This is a genomic window from Thermomonas aquatica (assembly GCF_006337105.1).
Taxonomy (GTDB): domain Bacteria; phylum Pseudomonadota; class Gammaproteobacteria; order Xanthomonadales; family Xanthomonadaceae; genus Thermomonas; species Thermomonas aquatica.
Genome location: NZ_CP040871.1, coordinates 537,922 through 563,796 on the forward strand (window position 1 = coordinate 537,922; position 25,875 = coordinate 563,796).

Here is a 25,875-nt window from a genome sequence, read left to right on the forward strand (position 1 = left end):
TTCAGTCCTGCGTTGCGACCGGGAACAGCTTGATCACGGTCGAGTCGGACGGCAGGTCGGAGAACACGGCGATGTTGCGGCCGTTCTTGATCATCTGCCAGAAGGGATGGGTGGTGTCGACCAGGAAGTAGGTGGTGTTCGGGCTCTTCTGCGGCAGCTCTTCCGGCGGCACCGGCAGCAGGTCGATCTTCAGGCCGAACAGCGCGGCGGACAGCAGCCGCGGCATCTCGTCCATCGAGGCGATCTTGCCGGTGCGCGACAGCCGCGCGAACAGCTCGGCGCCCTTCTGCTCGGACTCGAACGCCAGGTAGAAGCGGGTCTTGTCGCTCTCGAACAGGTTGGCCGGCAGGTCGGCGCGGTAGAAGCGGCCGTCGTAGGCCAGGGTGATGCCGACCTCGGCGCCGACGGTGAGCGCCTTGATCAGCGCCTCGGCGCGGTCGAAGCCGATCCGGAAGCAGCGGCGCAGGTCGTCGTGGTCGTAGTCCGGCAATTCGGTTTCGCGCGGCTTGCCGGCCAGCTCGCCGAAGTAGCCGATGTCCTCGGAGAACACCGAGAACTCCGCGACCAGCCGGCGCAGGTCCTGGTACATCGCGTACGCGGACACCGTGTTCAGCCGCGCGTGCTCCTGGAACAGGGTGATGTAGCGGGCGAAGGTCTGCATCATCACCACCCGCATCACTTCCTGCGCGCTGGTCGATGCGGCGCGGATGCCGCGCTGGCGCTTGACCGAGGCGAAGTCCTGGCCGCGCGAAACCAGCAGGTCGCGCAAGGCGCGCGTCCAGCGCGCGAGGTTGTGCGAGGCGCCGACCGCGGTGGTCGGCGGGATGTAGTCGGGCGAGAGCTTGAACTTGCCCGGCCCGGCGGGAATCAGTTCGGCGAACTTGTAGCTGTCCGAGGAACGCACGATCGCCTCGGCGTTCTCGTCCAGCCCGGTGACGATGTTCGGCTGGTACAGCAGGAAGTCCACGTCCGCCGCCGGCGCCTGCGGGTCGAACGGATCGGCCAGGCTGTCGGTGGCCAGCGCATGGCGCGCGACCAGGCGTTCGGATTCGCGCGCGGCCAGGCCCTGGATCGCGCGGTCGCGGTTGAACGCCAGCCACACCGGGATCGGCTCGTTGCTGGTCGGCACCAGGTCGGCGATGTTGCGCTGGGGCACGCGGGTGTTGCCGGCGGCGGTGTCGATCGAGCCGCCCACCAGGCGCTCGCCGTCGCGGGTCACCAGCGCGAAGCCCTGGACATCGATCACGCCGCTGCCCAGCGCATCCTCGCGCAGGCGCAGGCTTTCATAGCCCCACGGGAACGGCGTCAGCCGCAGGTGCAGCGCATGCCGGTTCGCCTGCTGCCAGGCATCCTGCGCCTGCAGGTGCTGCGGACTCAGGAAGGCACCCTGCCCCCAATGGACTTGTCGCTCGACGCTCATGCGTTCACTCCCAACCTGCTCCATTGCCCTTTACAACGCGATTCCACGCTCATAGCGGCATCGCCTCGACCGTGTAGCCGTCGCGGCGCAAGGCCGCGATCAATCCTTCGCCGCCGACCAGGTGCACCGCGCCCACCGCGACCAGGCACGGCCCGTCCTGGAACAGCGTTTCCAGTTGCCCGATCCAGCGCGCGTTGCGGTCTTCCAGCAGGCAGCGGCGCGAGCGTTGTTCGATCGCCTTCGCCTCGTCGCTCAGGCCTTCCATGCGGTCGATGTCGGCCAGCCACGCCTCCAGGTTGCGCGCGCGGTACCAGGCCATCGCCTGCGCCGATTCGATGCGCAGGATCCACGAGGCGCGCAGGCGCTCGTCGAGCACGCGCGAATGCTCGCCGGCGGGCACGCAGTCCAGCGCCTTCAGCTGTTCCTCCAGCGTCTCCAGGTGCAGCACGCGCTTGCCCGCGCCGCTGGCCATGCGCTGCATGCGCGCATCCATGGTCGCTTCGCTGCCGGTCTCGCCGCGCGCTTCCAGCAAGGCCAGCACCGACCACGGCTTCATCCGGTCGAGGTCTTGCGGGCGCACGTTCGGCAGCAACGCGCGCGCCTTCGCATAGCTTTCCTTGCCGACCATCCTCGACAGCGGCTGCTCCTCCGGCAGCCAGCGGTAGCCGTCGTATTCCGGCTTCCAGGCTTCGTCGAGGTCCGCTTCGTTGACGAAGGTCTCGACCCCGGCGAGCGTGCGCTCGAGGCTGGCGTAGTCGATGCCCTGCTCTTCCGGCGTGCCGAAGTGGATCGTCGCCAGCAGGTAGCTCTCGCGCCGCGGCGGCGACGCCGGTGGCGCTGCCGCCGGATCGCCCGCATTGCCGGCGGAACCGGCCGTTTCCTGCGCCTGCGCGGCCTCCGCGGGCAGCAGGGCCGGCTGCGGCGGGATCACCCGGAACAGCACCCCGCGCATGCCCGCGGTGGGCGATGCCGCCACCGCGATGCCGCTGCCGGCCGGGTCGCGGTTCGCGTCCGCGGCCTGCACGGGTGCGGCCTGCGCGGCCTCCGCCGGCACCAGCTGCGAGGCCGCGGCATCGGTCGCCACCTGCGCGGGAACGCCGCGCAACTTCGGATCCGCTGCCTGCTGTTGCGCCTGTGCCGGTTCCTGCGCGGGCGGCGCGGCCTGTTGCGCCACGCCTGCGGAGACCGCCGCGGACAACAGCATCGCGGGCAGCAGGCAGCATGCGCCGCTGTTGCGTGCGTGCGTCATCACTGCGCGCTGGCGTGCCGCCTGTGTCATTAGGGCATTCGTTCGCCGCGCCGGCCGGGCGCGATGCACGGCATCTTTGGCGAGCGCGCCGCGCGCAACCATATGTCGTAGGAGCTATGCCGTTGGAACGGCGGTTCCGCCTTGATGGCCGCTGGCCGCGCGGAATATCGTGAACTCCATGCGAGCGCCGCTGCGTTCGCCATGTCGCGCTCGAGGGAACCCGCATGAAGGTGCTGCAGTGAAAGTGCTCATCGCGGACGACCACCGCCTGATCATCGAAGGGGTGAAGATCAAGCTCGCCGAGCTCGACCCCGGGATCGAGGCGGTGGTGGCGATGAACCTGGACGAACTCGACCGCGCGGTCGCCGCGCATGCGGACGAACTCGACCTCGCCCTGGTCGACATCACCATGCCCGGCACCTGCGGCCACCAGCACGTCGCCAAGCTGCGCGCCCAGGCGCCGGCGCTGCCGGTGATCGTGCTGTCCGGTTCCGAGGACGTCGACCTGATGCGTTCGCTGATCGACCTCGGCGTGCTCGGCTTCATCCCCAAGGCGTATTCGCCGGACGTGATGCTGTCCGCCATCCGGCTGGTGCTGGCCGGCGGCATCTACATCCCGCCGCTGCTGCTGGCGAACGCCCAGGCGCAGGGCTGGCAACCGACCGAAGCGCCACCGCCGCCGGCGGGGGATTCGAACCGCTCGGTGGATGGCTTGCGCACCCTGCTCACAGAACGCCAGATCGATGTGATGCGGCTGCTCTCGCAGGGCAAGCCGAACAAGCTGATCGCGCGCGACCTCGGGATCAGCGAAGGCACGGTGAAGATCCACCTGGCGGCGATCTTCCGCGCGCTGAACGTGCGCAACCGGGTCGAGGCGGTGGTCGCCTCGCGCAAGCTGCAGGGCCTGTAGCGCCAGCGGGTGCCGGCGTAGGACGCGGGCCATAGTGCGTCCGCCGTATTGTCCGCACCCCGCCCCGGGCGCAGCCTGATGGCGTATGCACGGCCATTCGCGGCCGTGGAGGCCGCCATGAACCGCAACGCATCCGCTTCGCGCCCCGCCCGCTTCCGCAGCCCGCTGCTCGCGCTCGGCATCGCGATCAGCAGCTTCGCCGCCGCGCAGAGCGCGCCCGATCCCGCCACCGCGCCGACCAATCCCGACCTTGGCCCTGCCTTCGCCACCAAGAACGCGGCCTACGTGCCGGTGCTGTTCGACGAGATCCCGGGCTGGGAGGACGAGAGCTTCGACGAGACCTATGCCAGCTTCGCCTCCAACTGCAAGGCGATGAAGCGCCGCGCGTCGTGGGCGCCGCTGTGCGCCAGGCTGGCCAAGCTGCCGAAAAACGACGCCGCCCTGCGCGACTTCATGCACGACGAGTTCTACGCCTACCAGATGCTGACCCCCACCCGCAGCGCCACCGGCAAGCTGACCGGCTATTTCGAGCCGCTGATCGCCGGCTCACTGCGCAACGAGGGCGCCTACAAGTACCCGATCTACGGCATCCCCAACGACATGTACATGGTCGATTCGCGCACCGTCGCCGGCCAGTCCAGCCGCTGGCTGAAGCCGTCGCAGGGCAAGCTGGTCGGCGCCGAGGCCGGCGCGCCGGGCGCGCGCCAGTACAGCATCGACCTCGCCGGGGCGTCGCCGAACACGCGCGACAAGCGCTACCGCGTGCGCATCGCCGGCAGCTCCATCGTCCCCTACTACAAGCGCCAGCAGATCGACGACAACGGCATCGACGCGCCGGTGCTGGCCTGGGTGGCCGACCCGTACAAGCTGTACTCGATGCAGATCCAGGGCTCCGGCAAGATCCAGCTCAAGGACGGCGGCCTGATCCGGCTGGCGTACGCGGAGCAGAACGGCTATCCGTTCATGCCCAACGCCACCCGCGGCGATTCCGATGCCTTGCTGCTGGCGATCAAGGCGCGCGCCCTGATGGAACCCGAGGCGGTGGAGATCCCGGGCGGCACCCGCGGCGCGCGGAAATCCGCTGGCGGCGGCCAGGACGACGAGGTGGCGCGGATCGTCGCCGCGTTGCAGGGCAACGGCAGCTACAGCTCGCCCGCCGCGGGCGGCGGCAAGTCGAAATCCGCGCCGGCGAGGAAGAAGGTGGCGAAGGCCAAGCCGCGCCCGCGCCCGGCCGCCAGCCAGCCCGACGGCATCGCATCGGCCGATGCGATCGCGGTGGAATCCTCCGACGTCGAGGCGATGATCCAGGCCCTGCTCACTGCGCCGGTCGCCGACGACAGCGAGTACGTCGCGCCCGACGAAGATCCGCCGCTGCAGGTCGCCGATGCGCCGCGGCCGTCGAGCAAATCCAAATCCTCCGGCAAGCCGGCACCGCGCATGGACATGTCCGAATTCGAGGGCAAGGGCGGCGGCAAGGGCGCCGGGCAAGCGGTCGGCAGCGGCAAGGCGGTGCCGAAGACCGGCATCGGCGATCCCAGCTACGTGTTCTTCCGCCGCATCGGCGACGGCCCGGAAGGCCCGATCGGCGCGCTCGGCGTGCCGCTGAGCGCGGGCCGCTCGATGGCGGTGGATCCGCGCGCCACCCCGCTCGGCGCACCGGTGTTCATCGACGGCCAGCAGCCCGGCGGCAAGGGGCCGATGCGGCGGCTGGTGTTCGCCCAGGACACCGGCGGCGCGATCCGCGGCAGCGTGCGCGGCGACTTCTTCTGGGGCTTCGGCGACAAGGCCGGCAAGATGGCGCTGCAGACCAACCAGCCGGTGAAGATGTGGCTGTTGCTGCCGAAGGCGGTGGCCGGCAGCGCCGCGGCCAGCGGGATCAAGACCCGCGGCGCCGGGCCGTTGCGCGATTGCGCGGTGCCGGACGAGGAGTTCTGCGTCGAGGACGACGGCAGCACCCTGGACGAGTTGCTGCCGGCGCAATGACGGCGGAACTCGGGGCGCACGGGGGCGCGCACGCAATGCGGCCAGCGATGCGGCCGCCGCGGGCGCGCCAGAGGGCATACGCCTTCCGGCGAATGGCTGCGTTGCCGATGGCTATCTAGCCTGTGGCGATACCGGGCGCGCACGCCGCGAGGCCCGGGCCACGCCGCGGGAACGCCATGCTCGACGAGCTGCTGCCCTATTACGAGAACGAACTGACCTACCTCCGGCGGCTGTCGAAGGAGTTCGCCTCGAAATACCCCAAGATCGCCTCCCGCCTGCAGATGGAAGGCGAGGTCTGCGAGGACCCGCACGTCGAGCGGATGATCGAGTCGTTCGCGTTCCTGACCTCGCGCATCCACAAGAAGCTGGACGACGAATTCCCGCAGATCACCGAGGCGATGCTGTCGGTGCTGTATCCGCATTTCCTGCGGCCGGTGCCGTCGATGTCGGTGGCGCAACTGCAGCTCTCGCCCGGCGCCGAGATCAGCGCCATGCAGGAGTTGCCGCGCCACAGCCAGTTGCTGACCCGCCCGGTGCAGGGCCTGCCGATCCGCTACCGCACCGGCTATCCGGTCGAGGTGTGGCCGATCCGCATCGCCGACGCGCGGCTGGAGGCCGCCGAGCGCTCGGCGTTCGCGGTCACCCAGGACGATACCGTCGCCACCTTGCGCATCCGCGTCGAGGCGACCGGGCAGCTGCCGCTGTCCAAGCTGCCGATCAAGCGGCTGCGGCTGTACATCGACGGCGAGAGCCCGCTGGTGCACGCGCTGCACGAACTGCTGCTCAATTCCGTCGCCGGCATCACCCTGCGCGCGCCGGACGACGCGCCGCAGGTGCCGCCGCTGCGCCTGCCGGGCAGCGCGTTGCAGCCGGTCGGCTTCGACGACGAGGACGCCCTGCTCGACTACGACCCGCGTTCGTTCCTGGGCTACCGGCTGATCCAGGAATACTTCGTGCTGCCGGAGAAGTTCCTGTTCGTCGACCTGACCCGGCTCGATACCTCGCGTTTCGACCGCGCCATGGAGATCGCCATCGAACTGGGCAGTTTCGGCCGGCCGGAACGCCTGCAGCGGCTGGAGCAGGCGGTATCGGCGGACACCTTCCGCCTGTTCTGCACCCCGATCGTCAACCTGTTCAAGCAGCAGGGCGAACCGATCCGCGTTTCCCAGGAACGCCACGAATACCAGGTGGTGCCGGACGTGCGCCGTCCGCTCGGGCTGGAGGTGTATTCGGTGGACTGGGTGCGCAAGTCCAGCCGCACGCCGAGCAGCAACGACGTGGTCGAATTCCATCCGGCGTATTCGGTGAAGCACGGCCTGCACGACGACGGCAACGGCCATTACTGGTACCTGCAGCGCCGGCCGTCGATGTTGCCGAACGACGACGGGTCCGACGTGATGATCAGCCTGGTCGACCGCGACATGAACCCGCGCGCGCCGGTGGTCGACACCCTGTCGCTGAGCCTGACCTGCACCAACCGCGACCTGCCCTCGGCGCTGCCGTTCGGCGGCGACGAAAGCCAGCTGCAGCTGGAACAGGGCGGCGTGATCGCCAGCGCGCGCCTGCTGAAGAAGCCCAGCGCGACCTGGCGCGCGCCGATGCGGCTGGCGAACCAGTGGCGGCTGATCTCGCACCTGTCGCTCAACCACTTGTCGATCGTCGATGGCGGCCGCGAGGCGCTGCTGGAGATCCTCAGCCTGTACAACTTCGCCGACTCGGTGACGGTGCGCAAGCAGATCGCCGGCATCAGCAACGTGTCCGGGCATCCGTCGGTCACCCGCGTCGGCCAGGCGCCGCGCCAGGCCTTCGTGCGCGGCACCGAGATCGAGCTGGAATTCGACGAGAACCAGTACGTCGGCTCCGGGGTGTACCTGATGGCCTGCGTGCTGGACCGGTTCTTCGGCCTGTACTGCACCGCCAATTCCTACACGCGGCTGAGCGTGCGCAGCCAGCAGCGCGAGGACTTCATGGTCCGCTTCGCCCCACGCAGCGGCAGCCTGCCCCTGGTATGAGCATGGATGCGCCCGGCAATGCGGCCACCGCCAGCGACCTGGTCGCAGCGGGCGATCCGATGCAGCCGGCGATCAACCGGCTGCTCAACGAACCCGGCCGCTTCGGCTTCTTCCAGGCGGTGCGGCTGCTGTACGGCGCAAACGGCTTCGACGGCCGCGGCACCGGCGCGCGCCCGGGACCGCTGCGCTTCACCACCCCGGCGTCGCTGGCGTTCCCGCCGTCCGAGCTGCACTCGATCGTGCAGGCCGATGCCGCGACCCGGGTATGCGTGAACTTCATGGGCCTGACCGGCCCGAGCGGCATCCTCCCGCGCACCTATACCGAGCTGCTGATCGCGCGCAAGCAGGTCCAGCGCGACCAGAGCGCGCAGGATTTCTTCGACCTGTTCAACCACCGGCTGGTCTCGCTGTTCTGGCTGGCCTGGGCCAAGCACCGGCCGGAGATCGGCCGCCAGTTCGGCTTCCACAATTCGGTCTACCGCTACCTCGAGCACGTGGTCGGGCTGGGCACGCCTGCATTGCAGGCGCGGCTGCATCCGAACAAGCGCAGCAGCAGCCCGGCGAAGCCATTGCCGAGCGCGGCGATGACCTACTTCTCCGGCCTGATCGCGCAACGCCCGCACGGCGAACGCGCGATCGCCCAGGTGGTGTCGGCGGTGGTCGGCGCGCCGGTGCAGGCCAGCGGTTGCCTGGGCACCTGGCAGGACATCGCCATGGATGCGCGCACCCGGCTCGGCCGCGACAACAACCGCCTGGGCGCTGGCTGCGTGCTCGGCGCCCGCTACTGGGACCGGCAGACCACCCTGCGCCTGACCATCGGTCCGATCGACCGCAACAAGTTCAACGCCCTGCTGCCGCGCGGCGCGCGCCTGCCGGACATCATCGAACTCACCCGTTTCCTCACCGGCCTTGCGCTCGACCTGCACATCCGCCTGTCGCTGCGCGCCGACCAGGTGCCGCCGCTGCGGCTGGGCGCGCGCAACGCCGACCGACCGCAACTGGGCTGGAACACCTGGCTGCGCGGCCGCTCCGATCCGCGACCCGCAAACGACTGCGAATTCCACTTTTCGGCAATGGGAGGCCAATCATGGCACTGAACCTGCGTGCGCTGATCGCGCGATTGAACACCACCGTCCGCGGCGCGATGGAAGGCGCGGCCGGCCTTTGCATGTCGCGCGGCCACTACGAAGTGGAAGTGGAACACGTGCTGGCCAAGCTGATGGAGGTGGAGAACAGCGACATCCGCCGCATCCTGCGCCAGTTCGAGATCGCGCCGGAGGCGCTGGAACGCGAACTCGGCAAGGCGTTGGACGGCTTCAAGACCGGCAACCAGCGCACCCCGGCGCTGTCGGCGATGATCCCGAAGCTGTTCGAGGCGGCCTGGGGCTGGGCCTCGATCGAGTACGGCGAGGCGAAGATCCGCAGCGGCCACGTGCTGGTCGCCCTGCTGGCGGATTCGGAACTGCGCAGGCTGGTCAGCGTCAGCGCGCGCTCGCTGGAGAAGATCAATCTCGAGACCCTGACCAAGAATTTCCACGCGCTGACCGAAGCCTCCAGCGAAGCCAAGGATGCGCGCGCCCTCGGCGATGCCGGCGGCGCGATCGGCGGCGACGCGGCCTCGCCCGGCGCCGCCGGCGGTGGTGGCAGGCCGAGCAAGACGCCGAACCTGGACCAGTACTGCATCAACCTCACCCAGCGCGCACGCGAAGGCAAGCTGGACCCCGTGCTGGGCCGCGATTCCGAAATCCGCCTGATGATCGACGTGCTCACCCGGCGCAGGCAGAACAACCCGATCCTCACCGGCGAGGCCGGCGTCGGCAAGACCGCGGTGGTCGAGGGCCTGGCCCTGCGCATTTCGCAGGACGACGTGCCGCCGCAGCTGAAGGGCGTGGAACTGCTCTCGCTCGACCTCGGCCTGCTGCAGGCCGGCGCCAGCGTGAAGGGCGAATTCGAGAACCGGCTGAAGGGGGTGATCGAGGAGGTCAAGTCCAGCCCGAAGCCGATCATCATGTTCATCGACGAGGCGCATACCCTGATCGGCGCCGGCGGCGCGGCCGGCCAGAACGATGCGGCCAACCTGCTGAAGCCGGCGCTGGCGCGCGGCGAGATGCGCACCATCGCCGCCACCACGTGGAGCGAATACAAGAAATACTTCGAGAAGGACCCCGCCCTCACCCGCCGCTTCCAGGTGGTCAAGGTCGACGAACCCGACGACGACAAGGCGGTCTCGATGCTGCGCGGCGTCGGCCAGGCGATGGCCGCGCACCACAAGGTGCGCATCCTCGACGAGGCGATCGTCGAAGCGGTGAAGCTCAGCTCGCGCTTCATCCCCGGCCGGCAACTGCCGGACAAGGCGGTCAGCGTGCTGGACACCGCCTGCGCCAAGATCGCGATCGGCCAGAACGCCACCCCGGCGCGGATCGAGGACGCCAAGCGACGGCTCGACGTGCTCGCCACCGAACGCGCGCAGCTCGACAAGGAAACCGCCGGCGGCAGCGACCATGGCAAGCGCCTGGGCGAAATCGCCGAGGAAACCGCGAAGCTGACCGAAGCGCTGGCCGCGGACGAGGCCCGCTTCGCCCAGGAAAAAGAGTTGGTGGCGAAGATCCACGCCGAACTGGACAAGGTCGAGGCGCTGGCCGCCGACGATCCCGCCCGCGCCGACGCGGTGGCCACGCTCAATGCATTGCGCGGCGAACTGAAGGCGCTGCAGGGCTTCGAGCCGATGATCCTGCCGGTAGTGGATTCCTCCGCAGTGGCGCAGATCATCGCCGGCTGGACCGGCATCCCGGTCGGGCGCATGGTCGCCGACGAGATCCAGACCGTGTTGAAGCTCAAGGACGCGCTGGAGGAACGCGTGATCGGCCAGAGCCATGCGCTCGACGCCATCGCCCAGCGCGTGCGCACCTCGCGCGCCAACCTGGAAGACCCGGACAAGCCGAAGGGCGTGTTCCTGCTGGTCGGCACCTCCGGCGTGGGCAAGACCGAGACCGCGATCGCGCTGGCCGACGCGCTGTACGGCGGCGAGCGCAGCATGATCACCATCGCCATGTCCGAATACCAGGAGGCGCATACCGTCTCCAGCCTCAAGGGTTCCCCGCCCGGCTACGTCGGCTACGGCGAGGGCGGCGTGCTGACCGAGGCGGTGCGGCGGCGGCCGTACTCGGTCGTCCTGCTGGACGAGATCGAGAAGGCGCACCCGGACGTGCTGGAACTGTTCTTCCAGGTGTTCGACAAGGGCCGCATGGAGGATGGCGAAGGCCGCGAGATCGACTTCCGCAACACCCTGATCATCCTCACCTCCAACGCCGGCACCGACCTGGTGATGCAGGCCTGCAACGCGTCCGATGAGGTGCCGACCGTGGCCTACCTCAACGACCTGCTCAAGCCGGAGCTCAACCGGGTGTTCAAGCCGGCCTTCCTCGGCCGCACCGCGATCATTCCCTACTACCCGCTGCGCGACGAGAACATGCGCAAGATCGTGCGCCTGAAGCTCAACAAGATCGGCAAGCGGATCAAGGCCAACCACGGCGCCGGCTTCGAGTACGACGAGGCGGTGGTCGACGCCATCGCCAAGCGCTGCACCGAGGTCGATTCCGGCGCCCGCAACATCGACAACATCCTGACCGGGACCGTGCTGCCGGAAGTGTCCGGGCACGTGCTGGAGAAGATGGCCGAAGGCGGCGGCATCGCCAGCATCCGGATCGCGGTCGGCGAAGACGGCGGCTTCGCCTATTCGGTGGCTTGAGCCTGTCCGCCTCCCGCCGCGTGCAGGCACCCGTACCAACAGGACTAGGCCCTTCGCGCTATCCGCGGCGATGCAGTACGCCGCGGATAGCACTTCGGACGAATGTCGCGCGGCCGCGCGACCGCGGACGATAGGCATCGACAAGCGACCACGACCATGCCCAGTCTCTCCACCAGCAACCGCATGTACTTCCTCGCCCTGCACGAGTACGGGGAGGACGACCTGCTGATCGAGGAAATGGCCGGCCACGAGGCCATGTCGCAGCTGTTCGAGTTCCGCCTGCGCCTGCTCTCCGAACGCGACGACATCGACCCGCGCAAGATCATCGCCAAGCCCGCGATCCTGCGCATCGAGACCTGGGACAGCAACCACATGGGCGGCGAGCGCCACTGGAACGGCGTGGTATCGCGCTTCCAGCGCACCGGCCGGGTCTCTTCCGCCGACGGCGAGGACCTGTATTCCTACGAATGCGACATCGTGCCGTGGTTCTGGTTCATGACCCAGCACGAGGACTGCCGGGTCTTCCAGAACAAGACGGTGCGCGAGATCGTCGAGACCATCTTCGACGAGTTCGCCTACGACGATTTCCGCTTCGAGCTGAGCGAGGACCATCCCTCGCTGGAGTACTGCACGCAGTACCACGAGACCAGCTTCGACTTCATCTCGCGCCTGCTCGAACGCGAGGGCATCCATTACTACTTCCGCCACAACGAGGAAGGCGGCGAAACGCGCCACATCCTGGTGTTCACCGACAACAACGCCAGCAACCCCGCGCTGGACCCGGCCACGATCCCGTTCCACCACGCCGGCACCGCCGAATCCTTCGACGCGATCCGCACGCTCTCGCTGGACCAGCAGATGCGCACCCGCAAGGTGACGCTGCGCGACTGGGACTATGGCAAGAAGAAGCTGGTGCAGGAAGACACGCCGACCGTGCTCGAGATCGGCGAGGACCGCGATCTGGAGCGCTACCGCTATCCCGGCGGCTTCGTCGAGTCCAACGTCGGCAAGTACCGCTCGCGGGTGATCATGGAGGCGGAGGAAGCCAGCCACATGCGCTTCCGCGGCGACAGCCAGGTGCGCACGCTGGCGCCGGGCCACACCTTCACCCTGGAAGACCATCCGTTCGACGAATTCGACATCGAATACATGGTGCTTTCGGTCTGGCACCACGGCCGCAACAACCTGACCAACGACGGCAGCGCTTCCGAATACGGCAACGAATTCACCCTGCAGCCGCACGAGGTCACCTGGCGCGCGCCGCTGAGCACGCCGAAGGCGCATGTCCGCGGCCCGCAGACCGCGCTGGTGACTGGCCCGCCGGGCGAGGAGATCCACGTCGATGCGCTTGGCCGCATCAAGATCCAGTTCCACTGGGATCGCCTCGGCCAGTACGACGAGAAGAGTTCGTGCTATGTGCGCGTCATGCAGTCATGGGCGGGCAATGGCTACGGCAGCCTGTTCATCCCGCGCATCGGCATGGAGGTGGTGGTCGGCTTCCTGGAAGGCGATCCGGACCAGCCCATCGTCACCGGCTGCGTCTATAACGGCGTCAACAAGCCGCCGTACGCCAACGATGGCTACACCACGCGTTCCGGCATCAAGACGCTGTCGTCCAAGGGCGGCGGCGGTACCAACGAGTTGCGCTTCGAGGACAAGAAGGGCAGCGAGGAAGTCTTCCTGCAGGCGGAGAAGGACTTCAACGTCAACGTCAAGAACAACCGCACCGAATCGATCGGCGCGGACTCCAACCACGACATCGGCGGCAAGCACCTGATCCATGTCGGAGGCGATCGCCACCTGAAGGTGGACGGCGAATCGTTCACGGGCGTCACCGGCAACTTCTACCAGGGCAGCAAGAGCGACCACGAGGTGTGGGCACAGGCCGAGTTGCGGCTGCTGGGCAAGTCCTCGGTCTGCATGGCCACCAAGGGCACCATGGACATCCATGGCGGGCAGAAGCTGGTGCTCGAGGCGAACACCCTGATCAGCCTCAAGGTGGGCGGCAGCGGCATCGTCATCGACCCGAGCGGCGTCAGCGTGGTCGGCCCGATGATCAAGCAGAATTCCGGCGGCGCGCCGAGTGCCGCGATCAATCCCAGCGGCTTCGATGTCGAGCAGGCGCAAGGCACCCATTCGACCGAGGATGGCCAGGTCACCGACCCCATCCAGCAACTGCAAGCGCAGGCGTTGATCAACGCCGCGCAGCAGGGCCAGCCGTTCTGCGCCGAATGCGAAGCCGCGCGCGCCGCCTACCAGGCGTTGATGGCATGACCTGTTTCACCGCCCCGTTACGTATGACTTATGGCACGGGGATGGAACCCTTCCGTCGTCGGCGCCATGGTTCGCGACGGTCGCCGCATGCCGCCTTCGGCCGCATCCGACGCCAACGGCCATGCCGATGAACGCCCGGAGACGTGACCAGGTGATCCCGCAAGGCCAATACGAATCGCTGCACAGGATGGTCTTCGGGCACCCCGCGCGCGCCGTGTACGCGGTCATGGACGGCGCCATGATCGAGGGCCTGCCCGGCCGCCTGGCGAAAATCGCACCGGACGCGGCCTGCCTGTTCGAGGGCACGCTGGATCCGATGCTCAGCGCCGCCGCCCCGTGGCTGGTGAAACTCGACCCCGAGAGCACGGCCACCCAGATGGCCTTGCGCGAGGGCTGGAACGGCCATTGGGGCATCGTCCTGCTGACCGACGCCGGGCTCGACCTGCGTAGCGTGCGCTCGCACCTGCGCCGGGTGCTGCGCGTGCGCGCGCCGGACGGCGCCAGCATGCTGTTCCGCTTCTACGATCCACGCGCGTTCCGCACCGTCATCCCGGTGCTGGATCCACCGGCGCGCAGGGAATTCTTCGGTCCGATCCACGGCGTGTACGTGGAAGGCCGCACACCCGACTGCGCGCTGTTCTTCGCGCGCGATGGCAGGCCCGAGCCGCAGGCGCTGCCGCTGTCGACGGCGGCCTGAAGGAGTTCGAGGTGCTTGCAGTCAAACGCAAACAGATGGCGGCGATCGGCGAGGTGCAGTTGCGCAACAACCTCGCGGATTTCCTCGGCCGCCACGTGGACGGGCTGTCCTCGCTGCCGCTGGACCGGCTGGACGCCGAACTGGACGCGATCATCGCCTACTGCCGCAAGGCCGGGCTGAAGAGCCAGCGCGCGGTCGCATCCTATGCACTGGCCTGCTCGCTGTTCGGCAACCAACGCGTGGCCGGCGACCCGTCGATCATCGGGGTGCTGGCCGACCGCAGCAGTTCGCAGCTGGACCGCGCGCTGCTGATCGAAATGTGGACGGCGGCCGCCTATGGCGACTACCGCCGGACGCAGGGAGGCTGACATGTTCGAAGGACTCACCGAAGGCCTGTCGAATATCGGCGCCGCCGCCGGCCAGGCGGTGCAAGGCGCGCAGCAACAGGCCGCCGCTGCGGCAAGTTCTGCCGCGAATGCCGCGCAGGGCGCGATCGGCGAAGCGCAGACCGCGGTTTCCAACGCCGCCGCGGCCGCGGCCGGTGCCGCCAACGGCGCGGTCGCGCAGGCGCAACAAGCGGCGCAGCAGGCGGCGGCCCAGGCCGGCGCCGCCGCGCAAGGCGCGCTGAACCAGGCCAACCAGGCCATGGATGCCGCGCGCAGCGCCGCCAACGACATGGCGCAAAACGCGCTGGCGCAGGCCAACGAGGCGCTGACCAATGCCAGCCAGCAAGCCGGCGCCGCCGCGCAGAACGCGCTGGCGCAGGCGCAATCCGCGGTCGACGATGCGCAAAACCAGGCCAAGGCGATCGCCCAGGGCGCGCTGACCGCGGCATCGCAGGCGCTGGACAACGCCATGGCCAGCGCCGAGCAGGCCGCGCAAGGCGCCATCGACAATGCGATGGGGATGGTCGACAACGCGATGTCGATGATCGAGGACGGGGTCGGCAACGCGCTGGATGCCGCCAACAACGCCATCGACCAGGCCCAGGACATGCTGCGCGACGCCGCCACCGATGCGCTGCAACAGGCACGCAGCGCGGTCATCGACAACGCCCGCGATGCGCTCGGCCAGATCGCCTCGGCGCTGGACGCGCTGCCGACCAGCTTCCCCGACCTGCCGATCGATTTCCCTGCCTCGGACTGCCCGTACGTGCGGGCGCTGCAGGATGAACTGGCCCGTCGCGCCGCGCAGGCCAACAATGCGCTGGGCAATGCGGTCGGCGCACTGAACGACATCGCCGGGCCAATGCTCGACCAGGCCAACAACGCGCTGGACCAGGCCGACGCGCTCGCCGACCAGGCACTGGCCGCGATGGACGATGCGATGGGGGCGCTGGACGACGCCCAGGCCGCCGCCAACAGTGCCGCGCAGCAGGCGCTCGGCGCCGCCAAGGATGCCGTGCAACAGGCGCAACAGGCCGTGCGCGACCAGGCCGCCGCGGCCATCGCGCAGGCGAAGGATGCGGTCAACGGCATGAAGGAGCAGGCGCAGCAGGCCGCGCAGGGCGCCATCGACCAGGCCATGGCCGCGGTGGATTCCGCCCAGCAGCAGGCTGGCGACGCCGCGCAACAGGCCCTCGCCGGCGCGCAGGATGCCGCCGCGCAGGCGCAGCAGCAGGTGACCCAGGCCGCGCAACAGGGCTTGGCGCAGGCCAACCAGGCCGCGCAACAGGCGCAGCAGGCCTTGAGCGGCGCCGCGCAAGGCGCGCTCAACAATGCGCAGAACGCGGCGCAAGCGGCTGCCGCGCAGGCGGGCGAAGCCGCGCAGGGCGCGATCGCGAGCGCGCAGGGCGCGATCGGCGAAGCCTCGAGTGCGGTCGGCCAGGCCGCGCAGGGCGCGGTGGCGACGGCGCAATCCGCCGCCGCCGGCGCTGCCGAGGCGATGGGCAACGCCGCCGAGTCGCTGGGCAACCTGTTCGGTTGAGCGCAGGCGCTCGGCTGCGCCTGCGAAAAAGCCGGCGCATGGCCGGCTTTTTCGTGGACCCCGGCCTGGATTCAGGGAATCAGCTCGGTGAATTGGCCGGGGCTGGTCACGCTGACCACCCCGCCCCACAGGCACATGCAGGTGCAGGTGTTGTCGACCGCCGGCATGTTGCCGATCAGCAGGTTCGGCACGCCGGGCATCCAGGGCGTCTGCGTCATCGGGATGCAGGGTTGCGGCGTGAGCACGCCGCTGGCCGCGGCGGTCGCCGCCGCCACCTGCGGGTTCGACGGCGTGATGCACATCCCGAACGGCTGGATGTTCACCATCGGCTGGTGGTCCAGGATGTTCGCCGCCGGCTGGTTGCCGGACAGCACCATGTTGGTCGGCAGGACCACCAGGCTGGATGGCGCCACGCCGAAGCTGCACATCAGCATGGCGCCATTGACCACCTGGATCGGCATCGCCGGATCCTCAGCCGCCGGTGGCCTGGATCTCGACGCGGCGGTTCTCGGCGGCGTCCGGATCCTCGCTGTTGAGCAGCTGGCTCTCGCCCTTGCCCATCGCCTTCAGGCGCGCGGCGGCAACGCCGTTGTCCATCAGGTAACGGCGCACGGCGGCGGCGCGACGGTCGGACAGCGCCTTGTTGTAGGCCGCGGAACCGCTGGCATCGGTATGCCCGATGACGGTGAACTTGCGGCCTTCCAGTTGCGGCGAGGCCAGCGCCTTGGCCAGGGTGGCCATGGTCTTCTCGGAGCTGCCGGCGATCTCGGCCGAGTTGTACTCGAAGTTGATCTGCATGTTGATCGAGGCCGGCTTCGCCTTGGCCGGGGCCGGCGCGGGCGCGGTGGCCATCGCGGCGGCGCCGGGGCGCAGCGCGCGGGTCTGGCCCGGGCCGGCCGCGGGCGCATCGGCCTTGAGGCTCTCGATGATCGAATCCACGGACGGCGCGCTTTGCGCATCCTGCGCATGGAGGCCGCCGCAAGCGGCCAGCACGGCGATCGCCAGTGCGGAGCGGAGAATCTTGGTCGTGCTCATGGTTGTCCTCGTAGCGTTGCGGCCTTGCGGCCAGGATGCCTGCCGGCGGCTGCGTGCCGCGCGGCGACCGGCGCTTGCCGATCCTCGGTAGCGAGTCTGCACCGCGATCCGGGCAATTTCGATACCACGTTCGGCCTAGTTCAGACGCCGCGTGGCGGATCCCGGCGGGCGCCCGGCTAGCGCCGATGGGATATCGCGGCGGCAGATCGGCTTGCCTAACCTGAACCTGCGTTTCGAGGGACGTTCATGGATGCGATCCAGCAACTGGCGCTGGCATCGGGCATCGCCATCGGCGGGCTGTCGGGCGCGGTCGTGTCCGCGATCCTGCAACGGCGCGCGCAAGCGCGCGAAGCGCGGCGGCTGGCCGGCCTGCTGGCTTCCGGGTCGTCGCCATCGGCCGACGCGGCGCATCCGTTGTCGCCCCTGCTCGCGGCGATCTCGCAGCGCATGACGGCCTTGCATGGCGCGCACGACGAACACGATGCGCAACGCCGGCAACTGTCCGCGGACATGGTGCGGCTGATGCACCAGACCGACGGCGCGATGCGCGCGAAGGACCGTTTCCTGGCCGCGATCAGCCACGACCTGCGCCAGCCGCTGCAGTCGATGGACCTGGCGCTGGAGCGCCTGCGCCGCGAGGCCCTGCCCGCGCAGGCAGGCGACGTCGGGCAACTGCAGGCGGGCATGCGCACCCTGACCGACGTGCTCGACAGCCTGCTGCTGCTGTCGCAGCTGGATGCCGGCGCCTTGCGCGCGCAGGCCGCGCCCTGCGAATTGCAGGACCTGTTCGCCGAAGTGCTGGCGGCGCAAGCGGAAGCCGCGCAACGCGCCGGCGTCGCCCTGCTGGCGCACGCCGGCAGGCAGGCGGTGTACACCGACCCGGGCATGCTGGCCGGCCTGCTGGGGCGCCTGATCGACAATGCGATCAAGGCCAGCCCGCGCGGCGGGCGCGTGCTGCTGGCCGCGCGCAGGCACGGCGGGGAGATCCGCATCGAAGTGCGCGACGGCGGGGTCGGCATCGCGCCAATCCACCAGCCGCGCGTGTTCGACGAGTTCTTCCAGGTCGGCAATCCGGAACGCGACCACCGCAAGGGCTTCGGCCTCGGCCTGCCGATCGTGTCGCGGCTGGCCGCCCTGCTCGGCACCCGGGTCGAACTGCGCTCGCGGCTGCACGCCGGCAGTTGCTTCTGGTTGCCGCTGCCGCGCGCCTCGGTGCTGCAGCGCCCGCCACGCGCGGTGCTGCTGGATGCGGATGCCGCGCAACGCGACGCATTGGCCGCGATGCTCGGGTCGTGGGGCTATGCGGTGCACGCGGAAGCCGCCGTCGATGCCGCGTGCGCACGCATCGGCGGAGGCGTCGGTGCCGTCGATGCGGTGCTGTGCGCGATCGATGCCGATGACGATCCCGCGTGGGCCTTGATCCGCGCCGCCGCCAGTCGGCAGGCGCAGGCCGCGCGGATCGTGCTGTGTTCGGCGCCCGGCCCGGCATTGCTGGAACTGGCCGCTCGCCATGGTGCGCAGGCGCTGTCGCGGCCGCCGGCGCCGTCCAAGCTGCGCTCGCTGCTCGCGCAGCGGCCGCTGCAGGCATTGCGCGGCGCCGCCTGAGCGGGCGCCGCGCATATCCGGACGGAACCCCGGCTCAGAAATCGCCGCAGCCGTTCTTGCGCTCGGTCTCGAAGCAGTTGGTCAGGTTCGGGCGCGAGCGCACCTTCGACCATTCGTTCGACAGTTCGTCCCCGGTCGACGCCAGCTGCTGGTCCTCGAGCGAGGCGTTCAGCGCGCACATCGGCGCGCCGCCGAAGTTGCGGTCGTACACGTAGGTGTTGACCGTTTCCCGGATCAGGTCGATCGGGGTGGACGACAGCTGCGGCAGCGGGATGATCTGCAACGCCGTGGCATTGCCCGGCGCCTGGGCGAACACGTAGTTGATCGCGCTGGTGCCGCCGTTGATCGGGTAGAAGCCGATCGGCGACAACAGGCCGGCCGGCGAATTCCAGACGATGCCGTCGCCGAACACGCTCTGCACGGTGTCGCCGTTGCGGAACCCGGTGACGGTGCCGGTGAACAGCGGGTTCTCGGTGCCGAGATAACGGACGAACGGGTCGGCGGTGAACAGCAGGGTGGCCGGGGTGATCGCCAGCGTGCCGGGCACGAACTGGATGCGGTAGCCGGCGGCCGAACTGAAATTGCCGGTGATCGCGTAGTTGCCGACGTTGCTGCCGATGGTCGCGGTGGTGGTGCCGGTGCCGCTGGCCACGTTGGCTCCGCTGTCGCCGAGGATGGCGCCGGTGACGGTGAAGGTGAACACCGGGTTGGGCAGGCCGTATTCGCGAGTGAAGTTGTCGAAGCTGATCAGTGCGGTCGGCTGCTGCACGTAGATGAAGTGGTTGTCGATGCCGGGAACGGTCACCCCGCACTGGCCGAGGAAGGCGCAACCGTAGAGGTTCGGCAGATTGCCGTCGCCGGCCAGGCCGCCGCGGGTTTCGCCGACCCAGGTGTTCGCCCATACCCGCCAGTCGCCGCTGGCGAGCAGGCTGGCGCCGGCCGGGTTCTGCAGGGTATTGGCGGTGACCAGGTCGATGTTCACGCCGCTGACGCCCGCGTTCAGGGTCATGTCGCCGGCCAGGTTGCGCACGAACACGTTGCCGCCGGCGGCAATGCCGGTGGCGCCGATGCTGGCCAGACCATTCGCGCCTGCGTTCATCCCGAGTGCGGAGACACTGCCGATCGCCAAAGCGTCCACGTCCTGGTATTCGAAATCGCCGCCGGCGGAACCGGCCAGGGTGTTCGCCGCGACGTTGTTGTTCGCGTCCGCCAGCAAGACATCGCCGCCGGCACGCGCGAGCAGGCTGTGCGCGGTGATCGCGCCGCTGCTGCCCTGGGTGATGTCGCCGCCGCTGGACAGGGCGAGCGTGCCGTTGCCGACGTCGACCGCGGCCTGGATGTCGATGCCGCCGCTGCCGCCGTCGTTCTGCAGGGTCAGGTTGCCAGCGCGGGCGATCCCGCCCAGCACCTGGATCGCGCCCGCGTGCAGGTTGCTGCCGATCACCAGTTGCGGGGTATCGATCAGCGCCAGTTCCGCGCCGCTCAGGGCGAAACCGGCGGTGCCGCCACCGAGCAGGATGGCGTCGGCGGTGCGTTCGGTCAGGCCGCCGTTCGCATCCACGCCGCCCGGGCGCAGGTTCACCGCCATGCTGCTGGCGATGGTGCCGCCGATACGGATCGCATCGCTGCTGCCGTCGTTGCCCGCGCGGATCACCACCAGGCTGTTGCCGGCATCGACGCTGGAACCCGCCGCAAGGCTGATGCCCGCACCGCTGCCGCCCTCGCCGCTGAGTTCGATGCCGCCGCCATTGGTGGCGATGCTGATGCCCTGCCCGATCACCAGCCCGTCCGATGCCGCGCCGGTGCCGCGGCCGCGCAGGTCGAAGTGCCCGCTGTCGGTGCTCAGCTCGCCGCCGGTCAAGGCCAGGCCGACCGTCGCGCCGATCCCGGTGACGCCGATCCCGCCGGTGGTGGTGCTGATGCCGGACTGGCCGGCGAAATTCACCCCGGTGCCCGCCGCCGCATTGCCGAGCACGGTCACGTCGCCGCTGGTGCCGATCAGGCGGGCATCGGTCAGGTCGACGCCGATCGCGCCGGCGCCGGAGGCGATGCCGGCGACGTCGATGGCGCCGCCGCCGCTGTCCACGGTATTGCCCTGCATCGACACGCCCGCGGTGACGCCGGTGCCGTCGATGCTGATCGCGCCGCCGTTGCTGTCGATCGCGAATGCGCCGCCATCGCCCAACTGCACGCCCACCCCGCCGGCGCTGCTGCCGGTCACGGCGATGCTGCCGCCATTGGTGCTCAAGCCGCCGCCGGCCACGCGCACGCCCGCGGTGGCGCCCGCCGCCAGCGCATCGCCGGTCAGGCTGATGTCGCCGCTGTCGGTGTCGATCGCGCCATCGGCGATGTCCAGGCCGAAATTCGCGCCTTCGCCGATCAGGGTGATCGCGCCGGTGGTGGTGCCGATGCCCGCGCCGTTGGCGAGCAGGATGCCGACGCCCAGCGGCGACGAGCCGTCCACGGTGACGTCGCCCGCGCCGCCGATCAGGTCGACGCCATAGGAATACACGCCGATCGCATCGGCCGCGGAGGCCGTGCCGGTGATCGTGATGTCGCCGCCGGCGCTGTTGATGGTGTCCACGTCGGCCGGGGCGAACAACACGATCGGCCCGCTGCCATTGCTCTGGTACAGCGCGACGCCGCCGGTCGCACCGTGTCCGGTCAGGCTGATGTCGCCGCCTGCGCTGACGATCCCGTCGTAGTAGCCGCCGCCGAATTCGAGTCCGGTCGCATCGGTGCTGGCGCCGTACATCGCGATGTCGCCGCCCGCGCTGTCCACCGGGCCGGAGAGATCCAGGCCATTGCCGGTGCCGCCTTCGCCATGCACCACGATGTCGCCGCCCGCGCTGTACAGGGCGCCATCGAGATACACGCCGCGCGCGCCGCCGATGCCGGTCACGGAAATGTCGCCGCCGGACGTGGAGATGTCGCTGCCATTGGCATACACGCCGTCGGCAGCGATGGCCTGGCCGTCGATGAGCGCGCCGCCGCTGCCTGCGGCGATGTTGCTGAAGGAGAGGATCACGCCGCTGGTCACGTCGGCGCCGGTGCCGTGGATCGACACGCCGCCGGCCCCGGCGTCGATCGAGGTGTTGTCCAGCACCACGCCGGCATCGTCGGCGCTGGCGTCGGCGCCGGTGCTGGAGCCGCGGATGAGGACATTGCCGCCGGCGGTGCTGATCGTGCTGTTGGCGAGCCCGACGCCGGTCGCGTAGTTGCTGGCGAAGCCCGCCGCCGTATCGGACTGCCCGTAGAACAGGATGTCCGCGCCATTGCTGGCCAGGGTGGCGTTGCTGAAGCCGATCCCGGCGAACCCGTTGTTGAGGTTCGAGGCATCCGCGTTGAAGGCCATGCTCAACGAACCCGCGGTGGCGCCGATGCCGAAGTTCGTGCCGCCGATGCCGCCGTTGGCATCGGCCCGGAACGCGAGCGCGCCACCGCCGGCGTAGGTGATGTCGACCCCGTTGCCGAAGAAGATGTCGCCGCCGTCGCTGGGGACGGTGCCGGCGCGCAGGGTCACGCTGGTGCCGGTGGCGAGCGCATTGTTGATGTCGGCATCCTGCACGTTGCTGCCCAGCACGGTGCCGCCGACCGGGCCGACGTCGGCGCCATCGACGACATCGATGTCCGGCGCCCACAGGGTCCACAGGCCTGCCGCGCCGGCGGTCGAACCGGCGTCCACCACCAGCCCGCGGATGTCGAACGTGCCGCCGCTGAACGTGCCGATGCTGCCGCCGGTGCTGCCGCCGCGCGCGGACAGCAGGCCATAGGCCGCGAGCGAGCTGGCGCTGGCAAGGCCGATCGTGCCGCCGCTGCCGGAACCGCCGTCGGCGCGGATCTCGACCCCCGCGCCAACCTGGATCGTATCCCCGGTCAGTTGCACGTCGCCGCCGTCCGCGCCGCCGCTGGCGGTGGCGAAACCGCCCACCAGGTTGACCGCCCCGTTCGGCGCGAGCAGGTCGATGCGCCCACCGTTTCCTGCGCCCGATGCGACCAGGGTGCCGTTCGTCGCGATGCTGCCGGTGCTCGACAGCAATGCGATGGCGCCGCCATTCGCCGCCTTGGAAGCGGCGGTGATGTCCGTACCCGCGAGCAGCATGTTGCCGCCCGCCTGGATCCTGACCTGCCCGCCGTTGCCGAGCGTGCCGTCGGCCGCGATCAACGAAAGCGGAAGCGTGAATATGGCGCCGGTGGTCTGTATGTCGACCTGCCCGCCATTCGCGCCGCCGGACGCATTGATCATGCTGCCGACCGACAAGGGATCGGCCGGGGTCAACGGGGTATCGTCGTCGTTGACCATGGAGAAGCCCGAGCCCTGGATCAGCACCGAGCCGCCGTTCTCGCCGGCCTGCCCGGAAACATCCAGGGTACCGACGGTGTAGGGCGAGCCGGCATCCGAGAAGATGCCGGGCGCACCCACCATCACCGCGCCGCCGACGCTGGTCAGCTCGATGCGTCCGTTCACGTTGGCGATGGATTGCGCGCGCAGCGTGCCGCTGACGGCGATCGCACCGCCGGTGCCGGCTGCCGTCGCGGCCGTGCGCAACAGGATCTGCCGGCCATCGGCGGTCATCGTGCCGAAGCGATCCTGGATGATCGCGGAATCGACGGTCGGCGCCGCGTTGATGGTGACCTGGGTCAGGCCGTCGCCGACGAAATCCAGGGTCACCGCGGTGCCCGCGCCGAAGCCGATGTTGCCGCCGTTGGTGACGATCGCCCCGCTGTTCCACAGGGTGGGCCCGACGAACGCCAGCCCGTTCGCGCCGATGTTGAGGTCGGCATGGTTGCGGACCTGGTGGCTGGCGCTGGGGTCGCCGTTGAACCCGTTGAAGACGTACTGGCCGGTGGACAGGCCGTTGATGAAATCGCCGGAATTCATCCACAGGGTGGAAGCCACCAGCCCGCCGACATTGACGGCCGCGCCGTTGCCGAAGGTGATGCCGGCGGGATTGATCAGGAACACGCTGCCGTTGGCGCTGAGGCTGCCGTCGATCACCGATGCCGACACGCTGTAGCCGGGGCCGAGCGCCGACACCACCCGGTTGAGGGTCACGCTGTTGTTTCCGAATTGCTGGTTGAACGTCACCCCGTAGCCGGCGCCGATGCTGAAGCTTCCCCAATCGATGATCGCGCCCTTGGTGCTCTGGGTGATCGTCATCTGGTTGCCGGCGGTGCCGATGCTCGCGGTGCCGTTCACCACCGCGCCGCTTTCGGGCAAGTTCTGCGCCAATGCCGGCGCCGCCATCGGCATCGCCATCGCGCCGACCAGCGCCAGCGCCAACCGGTGCCGGCGAACGGTGCGGAGCCGCTTGGAGGTGTGCTTGCTGCGCATGATCGTGCTCCTCAGAACGCTTTCTGGATCGACCAGAACAAACGGGGGTTGCGGTCGCCGCCATCGGTGATGCCGGGATCGGTGCCGCGCCAGGCGATGCTGAAATTCATGCTGACCTTGCCCGGCTTGCTCCAGTTCACGCCCAGCCCGTAGCCGCGCAGGCTGCGGCTGGTGAACACGTCGAACGGCCGCGGGTCGTGGAAGAAATCGCCGCGCGCGGCGTCGTAGAACGCGAACAGGGTGGTGTCCGGGTTCGCCGCATAGCGCAGCTCCATCGTCGCCAGCCAGCCGTCGTCGACCAGCACTTCGCCGGTGGCGTAGGCGCGCACCGCCTTCGGGCCGCCCAGCGAGAGCTTCTCGTACGCATCCAGGTTCTTGCTGGCGCGCTGCAGGCCGGTGCCCAGGAACAGGCTGAACTTCGGCGCGATGTACTGCAGGCGCGCCAGCTGCAGGGTGAACTTGCCGAAGCTGCCCTCGGTGTCGTAACCGAACGGCGGGTTGTCGAAGGCTTCGCTGGTGGCGTCCTTGATGTCCAGGTTGCCGCTGTACAGCAGGCCGTTGGCGCTGGTGTAGCCGCCGCCGAGGAACTTGTCGCGCTTCTCGAACGACATGCCGATGCCGAAACCGCGGATGCGCTTCTTCGTCTCGAAGCCGACCGCCTCGAAGCGGTCGGTCAGGTCCTTGTTGTCCAGGGTGCCGCGGACGAACAGGTTGGTGCTGCGCTGGCGGATGATCGGATAGCTGAAGGACAGGTCGGCCACGTTGCCGGTGCCGGTCGGTTGCAGCGGCGCGAACGGCCCGCCCAGCTCGTATTGCACGCGCGCCAGTCCGCCGCCGAGGCGCAGGCCGCGATACCCCACCGGGGTTTCGTAGGAGATGCGCCCGAACGCGGTGTGCATGCCCTGCGCCAGCATCAGCCGCAGGTCGAGGTTGTCGCCGCGATCGAACGGGCTGGCCCAGCGCATGCTGCCGGTGACGCGGTGGCGGCCGGAATCGCGGGTGCCGTAATTGTCCAGCTCTAGGCCGTACTGGAAGCGGTCGCGCTCGGTCACATGCACCGCGAGGTCGGTGGTGCCGGAGGCCGCGCCGGCCGAGATCGCCGATTGCGGCTTGATCCCCGGCAGGTCGGACAACAACAGCATCGCGCGTTCGTATTCGCGGCCGTTGAGCGGCTTGCCGGGTTCGAGGATGGCCAGCGTCTTCGCCACGCGATCCTGTTGCACCGGCGCGTCTTTCGCGATGTCGATGCTGACGTTGCCGAGCACGCCTTCGCTCACGGTGATCCTGACCACGCCATCGACCACTTCCTGCACCGGCACGAACGCCTGCACCAGGCCGAAGCCGTGCTTCTGGTACACCGCCACCACCCGCGCGGCGAGCTGTTCGAGGTCGGCGAAGGTCACGCTGGTGCCGATCCGGTCGGCCACCGCGGCCTGCAGTTCGCCTTCCGGCACGCCGCTGGCGCCGACGAACTGCACGCCCTTGAGCACGAAGCTGGCCTGCGTCTGCGCGGCCATCTGCGGCTCGGGCAAGGCCTGCGCCTGCTGCGGCGCGGCCGGCGGCGCCGGCGTCGCCTCCTGCGCGGCATCGATGCCTTCGGCCCGCGCGAACGGCGCGCAGGCCAGCAGCAGCGAGGCGGCCAGCAGGTTGACCCTGAACGACGATTGGTGGATGCGCATCC

At 69.4% G+C, this 25,875-nt stretch carries 16 protein-coding genes; 10 read left to right on the forward strand and 6 right to left on the reverse strand.

The window, feature by feature from the left end; translation table 11 throughout:
- Window position 1: 1 nt before the first annotated feature.
- Both tssK and FHQ07_RS02480 read right to left on the reverse strand, forming a co-directional pair.
- Window positions 2-1,420: a type VI secretion system baseplate subunit TssK gene (tssK, locus tag FHQ07_RS02475; protein ID WP_168191449.1), complete on the reverse strand. Its 1,419-nt coding sequence runs from the start codon at window positions 1,418-1,420 to the stop codon at window positions 2-4.
- A 49-nt stretch (window positions 1,421-1,469) separates the two neighbouring features.
- On the reverse strand, window positions 1,470-2,669 hold the full coding sequence (locus tag FHQ07_RS02480) for a TraB/GumN family protein (RefSeq protein ID WP_168191450.1): 1,200 nt from the start codon (window positions 2,667-2,669) through the stop codon (window positions 1,470-1,472).
- 238 nt (window positions 2,670-2,907) lie between these two features.
- Here FHQ07_RS02480 and FHQ07_RS02485 point away from each other — a divergent pair, with 238 nt between their 5' ends.
- From FHQ07_RS02485 to FHQ07_RS02525, 9 genes are all read left to right on the forward strand, one after another.
- Window positions 2,908-3,579: a LuxR C-terminal-related transcriptional regulator gene (locus FHQ07_RS02485; RefSeq protein ID WP_139715193.1), complete on the forward strand. Its 672-nt coding sequence runs from the start codon at window positions 2,908-2,910 to the stop codon at window positions 3,577-3,579.
- Window positions 3,580-3,696: 117 nt separating this feature from the next.
- Entirely contained in the window at window positions 3,697-5,562 is a 1,866-nt protein-coding gene (locus tag FHQ07_RS14445; protein ID WP_206202338.1) for an MltA domain-containing protein, read from the forward strand.
- Between the two features lie 176 nt (window positions 5,563-5,738).
- A complete protein-coding gene (gene tssF / locus FHQ07_RS02495; RefSeq protein ID WP_139715195.1) occupies window positions 5,739-7,574 on the forward strand; it encodes a type VI secretion system baseplate subunit TssF in 1,836 nt (611 codons plus the stop codon).
- Window positions 7,571-8,671, forward strand: a complete 1,101-nt coding sequence (tssG, locus tag FHQ07_RS02500) for a type VI secretion system baseplate subunit TssG (protein ID WP_139715196.1) — start codon at window positions 7,571-7,573, stop codon at window positions 8,669-8,671. The genes tssF and tssG overlap by 4 nt, the downstream gene beginning before the upstream one ends.
- On the forward strand, window positions 8,662-11,322 hold the full coding sequence (tssH, locus tag FHQ07_RS02505; protein WP_206202339.1) for a type VI secretion system ATPase TssH: 2,661 nt from the start codon (window positions 8,662-8,664) through the stop codon (window positions 11,320-11,322). The genes tssG and tssH overlap by 10 nt, the downstream gene beginning before the upstream one ends.
- Window positions 11,323-11,478: 156 nt before the next feature.
- Window positions 11,479-13,596 carry a type VI secretion system Vgr family protein gene (locus FHQ07_RS02510; protein ID WP_168191451.1) on the forward strand — a complete coding sequence of 706 codons (2,118 nt, stop codon included), beginning with the start codon at window positions 11,479-11,481 and terminating at the stop codon, window positions 13,594-13,596.
- A 121-nt stretch (window positions 13,597-13,717) separates the two neighbouring features.
- Window positions 13,718-14,293: a DUF4123 domain-containing protein gene (locus FHQ07_RS02515; protein ID WP_139715198.1), complete on the forward strand. Its 576-nt coding sequence runs from the start codon at window positions 13,718-13,720 to the stop codon at window positions 14,291-14,293.
- 11 nt (window positions 14,294-14,304) lie between these two features.
- Entirely contained in the window at window positions 14,305-14,661 is a 357-nt protein-coding gene (locus FHQ07_RS02520; RefSeq protein ID WP_139715199.1) for a hypothetical protein, read from the forward strand.
- 1 nt (window position 14,662) lies between these two features.
- A complete protein-coding gene (locus FHQ07_RS02525; RefSeq protein ID WP_139715200.1) occupies window positions 14,663-16,219 on the forward strand; it encodes a hypothetical protein in 1,557 nt (518 codons plus the stop codon).
- 71 nt (window positions 16,220-16,290) lie between these two features.
- On the opposite strand, the gene FHQ07_RS02530 is transcribed toward FHQ07_RS02525, so the two are convergent.
- Complete coding sequence (locus FHQ07_RS02530; RefSeq protein ID WP_139715201.1) at window positions 16,291-16,680, reverse strand: DUF4280 domain-containing protein; 390 nt, start codon at window positions 16,678-16,680, stop codon at window positions 16,291-16,293.
- Between the two features lie 10 nt (window positions 16,681-16,690).
- A complete protein-coding gene (locus tag FHQ07_RS02535; protein WP_139715202.1) occupies window positions 16,691-17,254 on the reverse strand; it encodes an OmpA family protein in 564 nt (187 codons plus the stop codon).
- A 246-nt stretch (window positions 17,255-17,500) separates the two neighbouring features.
- Between FHQ07_RS02535 and FHQ07_RS02540 the strand changes: the two genes are divergently transcribed.
- Window positions 17,501-18,859, forward strand: a complete 1,359-nt coding sequence (locus FHQ07_RS02540) for a sensor histidine kinase (RefSeq protein ID WP_139715203.1) — start codon at window positions 17,501-17,503, stop codon at window positions 18,857-18,859.
- 34 nt (window positions 18,860-18,893) lie between these two features.
- Here the strand turns inward: FHQ07_RS02540 and FHQ07_RS02545 are convergent, their stop codons facing one another.
- The gene (locus tag FHQ07_RS02545) at window positions 18,894-24,194 is read right to left on the reverse strand and encodes a beta strand repeat-containing protein (RefSeq protein WP_139715204.1); all 5,301 of its coding nucleotides are present in this window, start codon (window positions 24,192-24,194) and stop codon (window positions 18,894-18,896) included.
- A gap of 11 nt (window positions 24,195-24,205) precedes the next feature.
- Entirely contained in the window at window positions 24,206-25,873 is a 1,668-nt protein-coding gene (locus tag FHQ07_RS02550) for a ShlB/FhaC/HecB family hemolysin secretion/activation protein (RefSeq protein ID WP_139715205.1), read from the reverse strand.
- Window positions 25,874-25,875: the final 2 nt, after the last annotated feature.

Excerpts from the sequence above, each read along its gene's own strand:
- tssK (WP_168191449.1), bottom strand. The coding sequence starts at position 1,420 with ATGAGCGTCGAGCGACAAGTCCATTGGGGGCAGGGTGCCTTCCTGAGT.
- FHQ07_RS02480 (WP_168191450.1), bottom strand. The coding sequence starts at position 2,669 with ATGACGCACGCACGCAACAGCGGCGCATGCTGCCTGCTGCCCGCGATG.
- FHQ07_RS14445 (WP_206202338.1), top strand. The coding sequence starts at position 3,697 with ATGAACCGCAACGCATCCGCTTCGCGCCCCGCCCGCTTCCGCAGCCCG.
- tssF (WP_139715195.1), top strand. The coding sequence starts at position 5,739 with ATGCTCGACGAGCTGCTGCCCTATTACGAGAACGAACTGACCTACCTC.
- tssG (WP_139715196.1), top strand. The coding sequence starts at position 7,571 with ATGAGCATGGATGCGCCCGGCAATGCGGCCACCGCCAGCGACCTGGTC.
- tssH (WP_206202339.1), top strand. The coding sequence starts at position 8,662 with ATGGCACTGAACCTGCGTGCGCTGATCGCGCGATTGAACACCACCGTC.
- FHQ07_RS02510 (WP_168191451.1), top strand. The coding sequence starts at position 11,479 with ATGCCCAGTCTCTCCACCAGCAACCGCATGTACTTCCTCGCCCTGCAC.
- FHQ07_RS02515 (WP_139715198.1), top strand. The coding sequence starts at position 13,718 with ATGCCGATGAACGCCCGGAGACGTGACCAGGTGATCCCGCAAGGCCAA.
- FHQ07_RS02525 (WP_139715200.1), top strand. The coding sequence starts at position 14,663 with ATGTTCGAAGGACTCACCGAAGGCCTGTCGAATATCGGCGCCGCCGCC.
- FHQ07_RS02530 (WP_139715201.1), bottom strand. The coding sequence starts at position 16,680 with ATGCCGATCCAGGTGGTCAATGGCGCCATGCTGATGTGCAGCTTCGGC.
- FHQ07_RS02535 (WP_139715202.1), bottom strand. The coding sequence starts at position 17,254 with ATGAGCACGACCAAGATTCTCCGCTCCGCACTGGCGATCGCCGTGCTG.
- FHQ07_RS02540 (WP_139715203.1), top strand. The coding sequence starts at position 17,501 with ATGGATGCGATCCAGCAACTGGCGCTGGCATCGGGCATCGCCATCGGC.
- FHQ07_RS02545 (WP_139715204.1), bottom strand. The coding sequence starts at position 24,194 with ATGCGCAGCAAGCACACCTCCAAGCGGCTCCGCACCGTTCGCCGGCAC.
- FHQ07_RS02550 (WP_139715205.1), bottom strand. The coding sequence starts at position 25,873 with ATGCGCATCCACCAATCGTCGTTCAGGGTCAACCTGCTGGCCGCCTCG.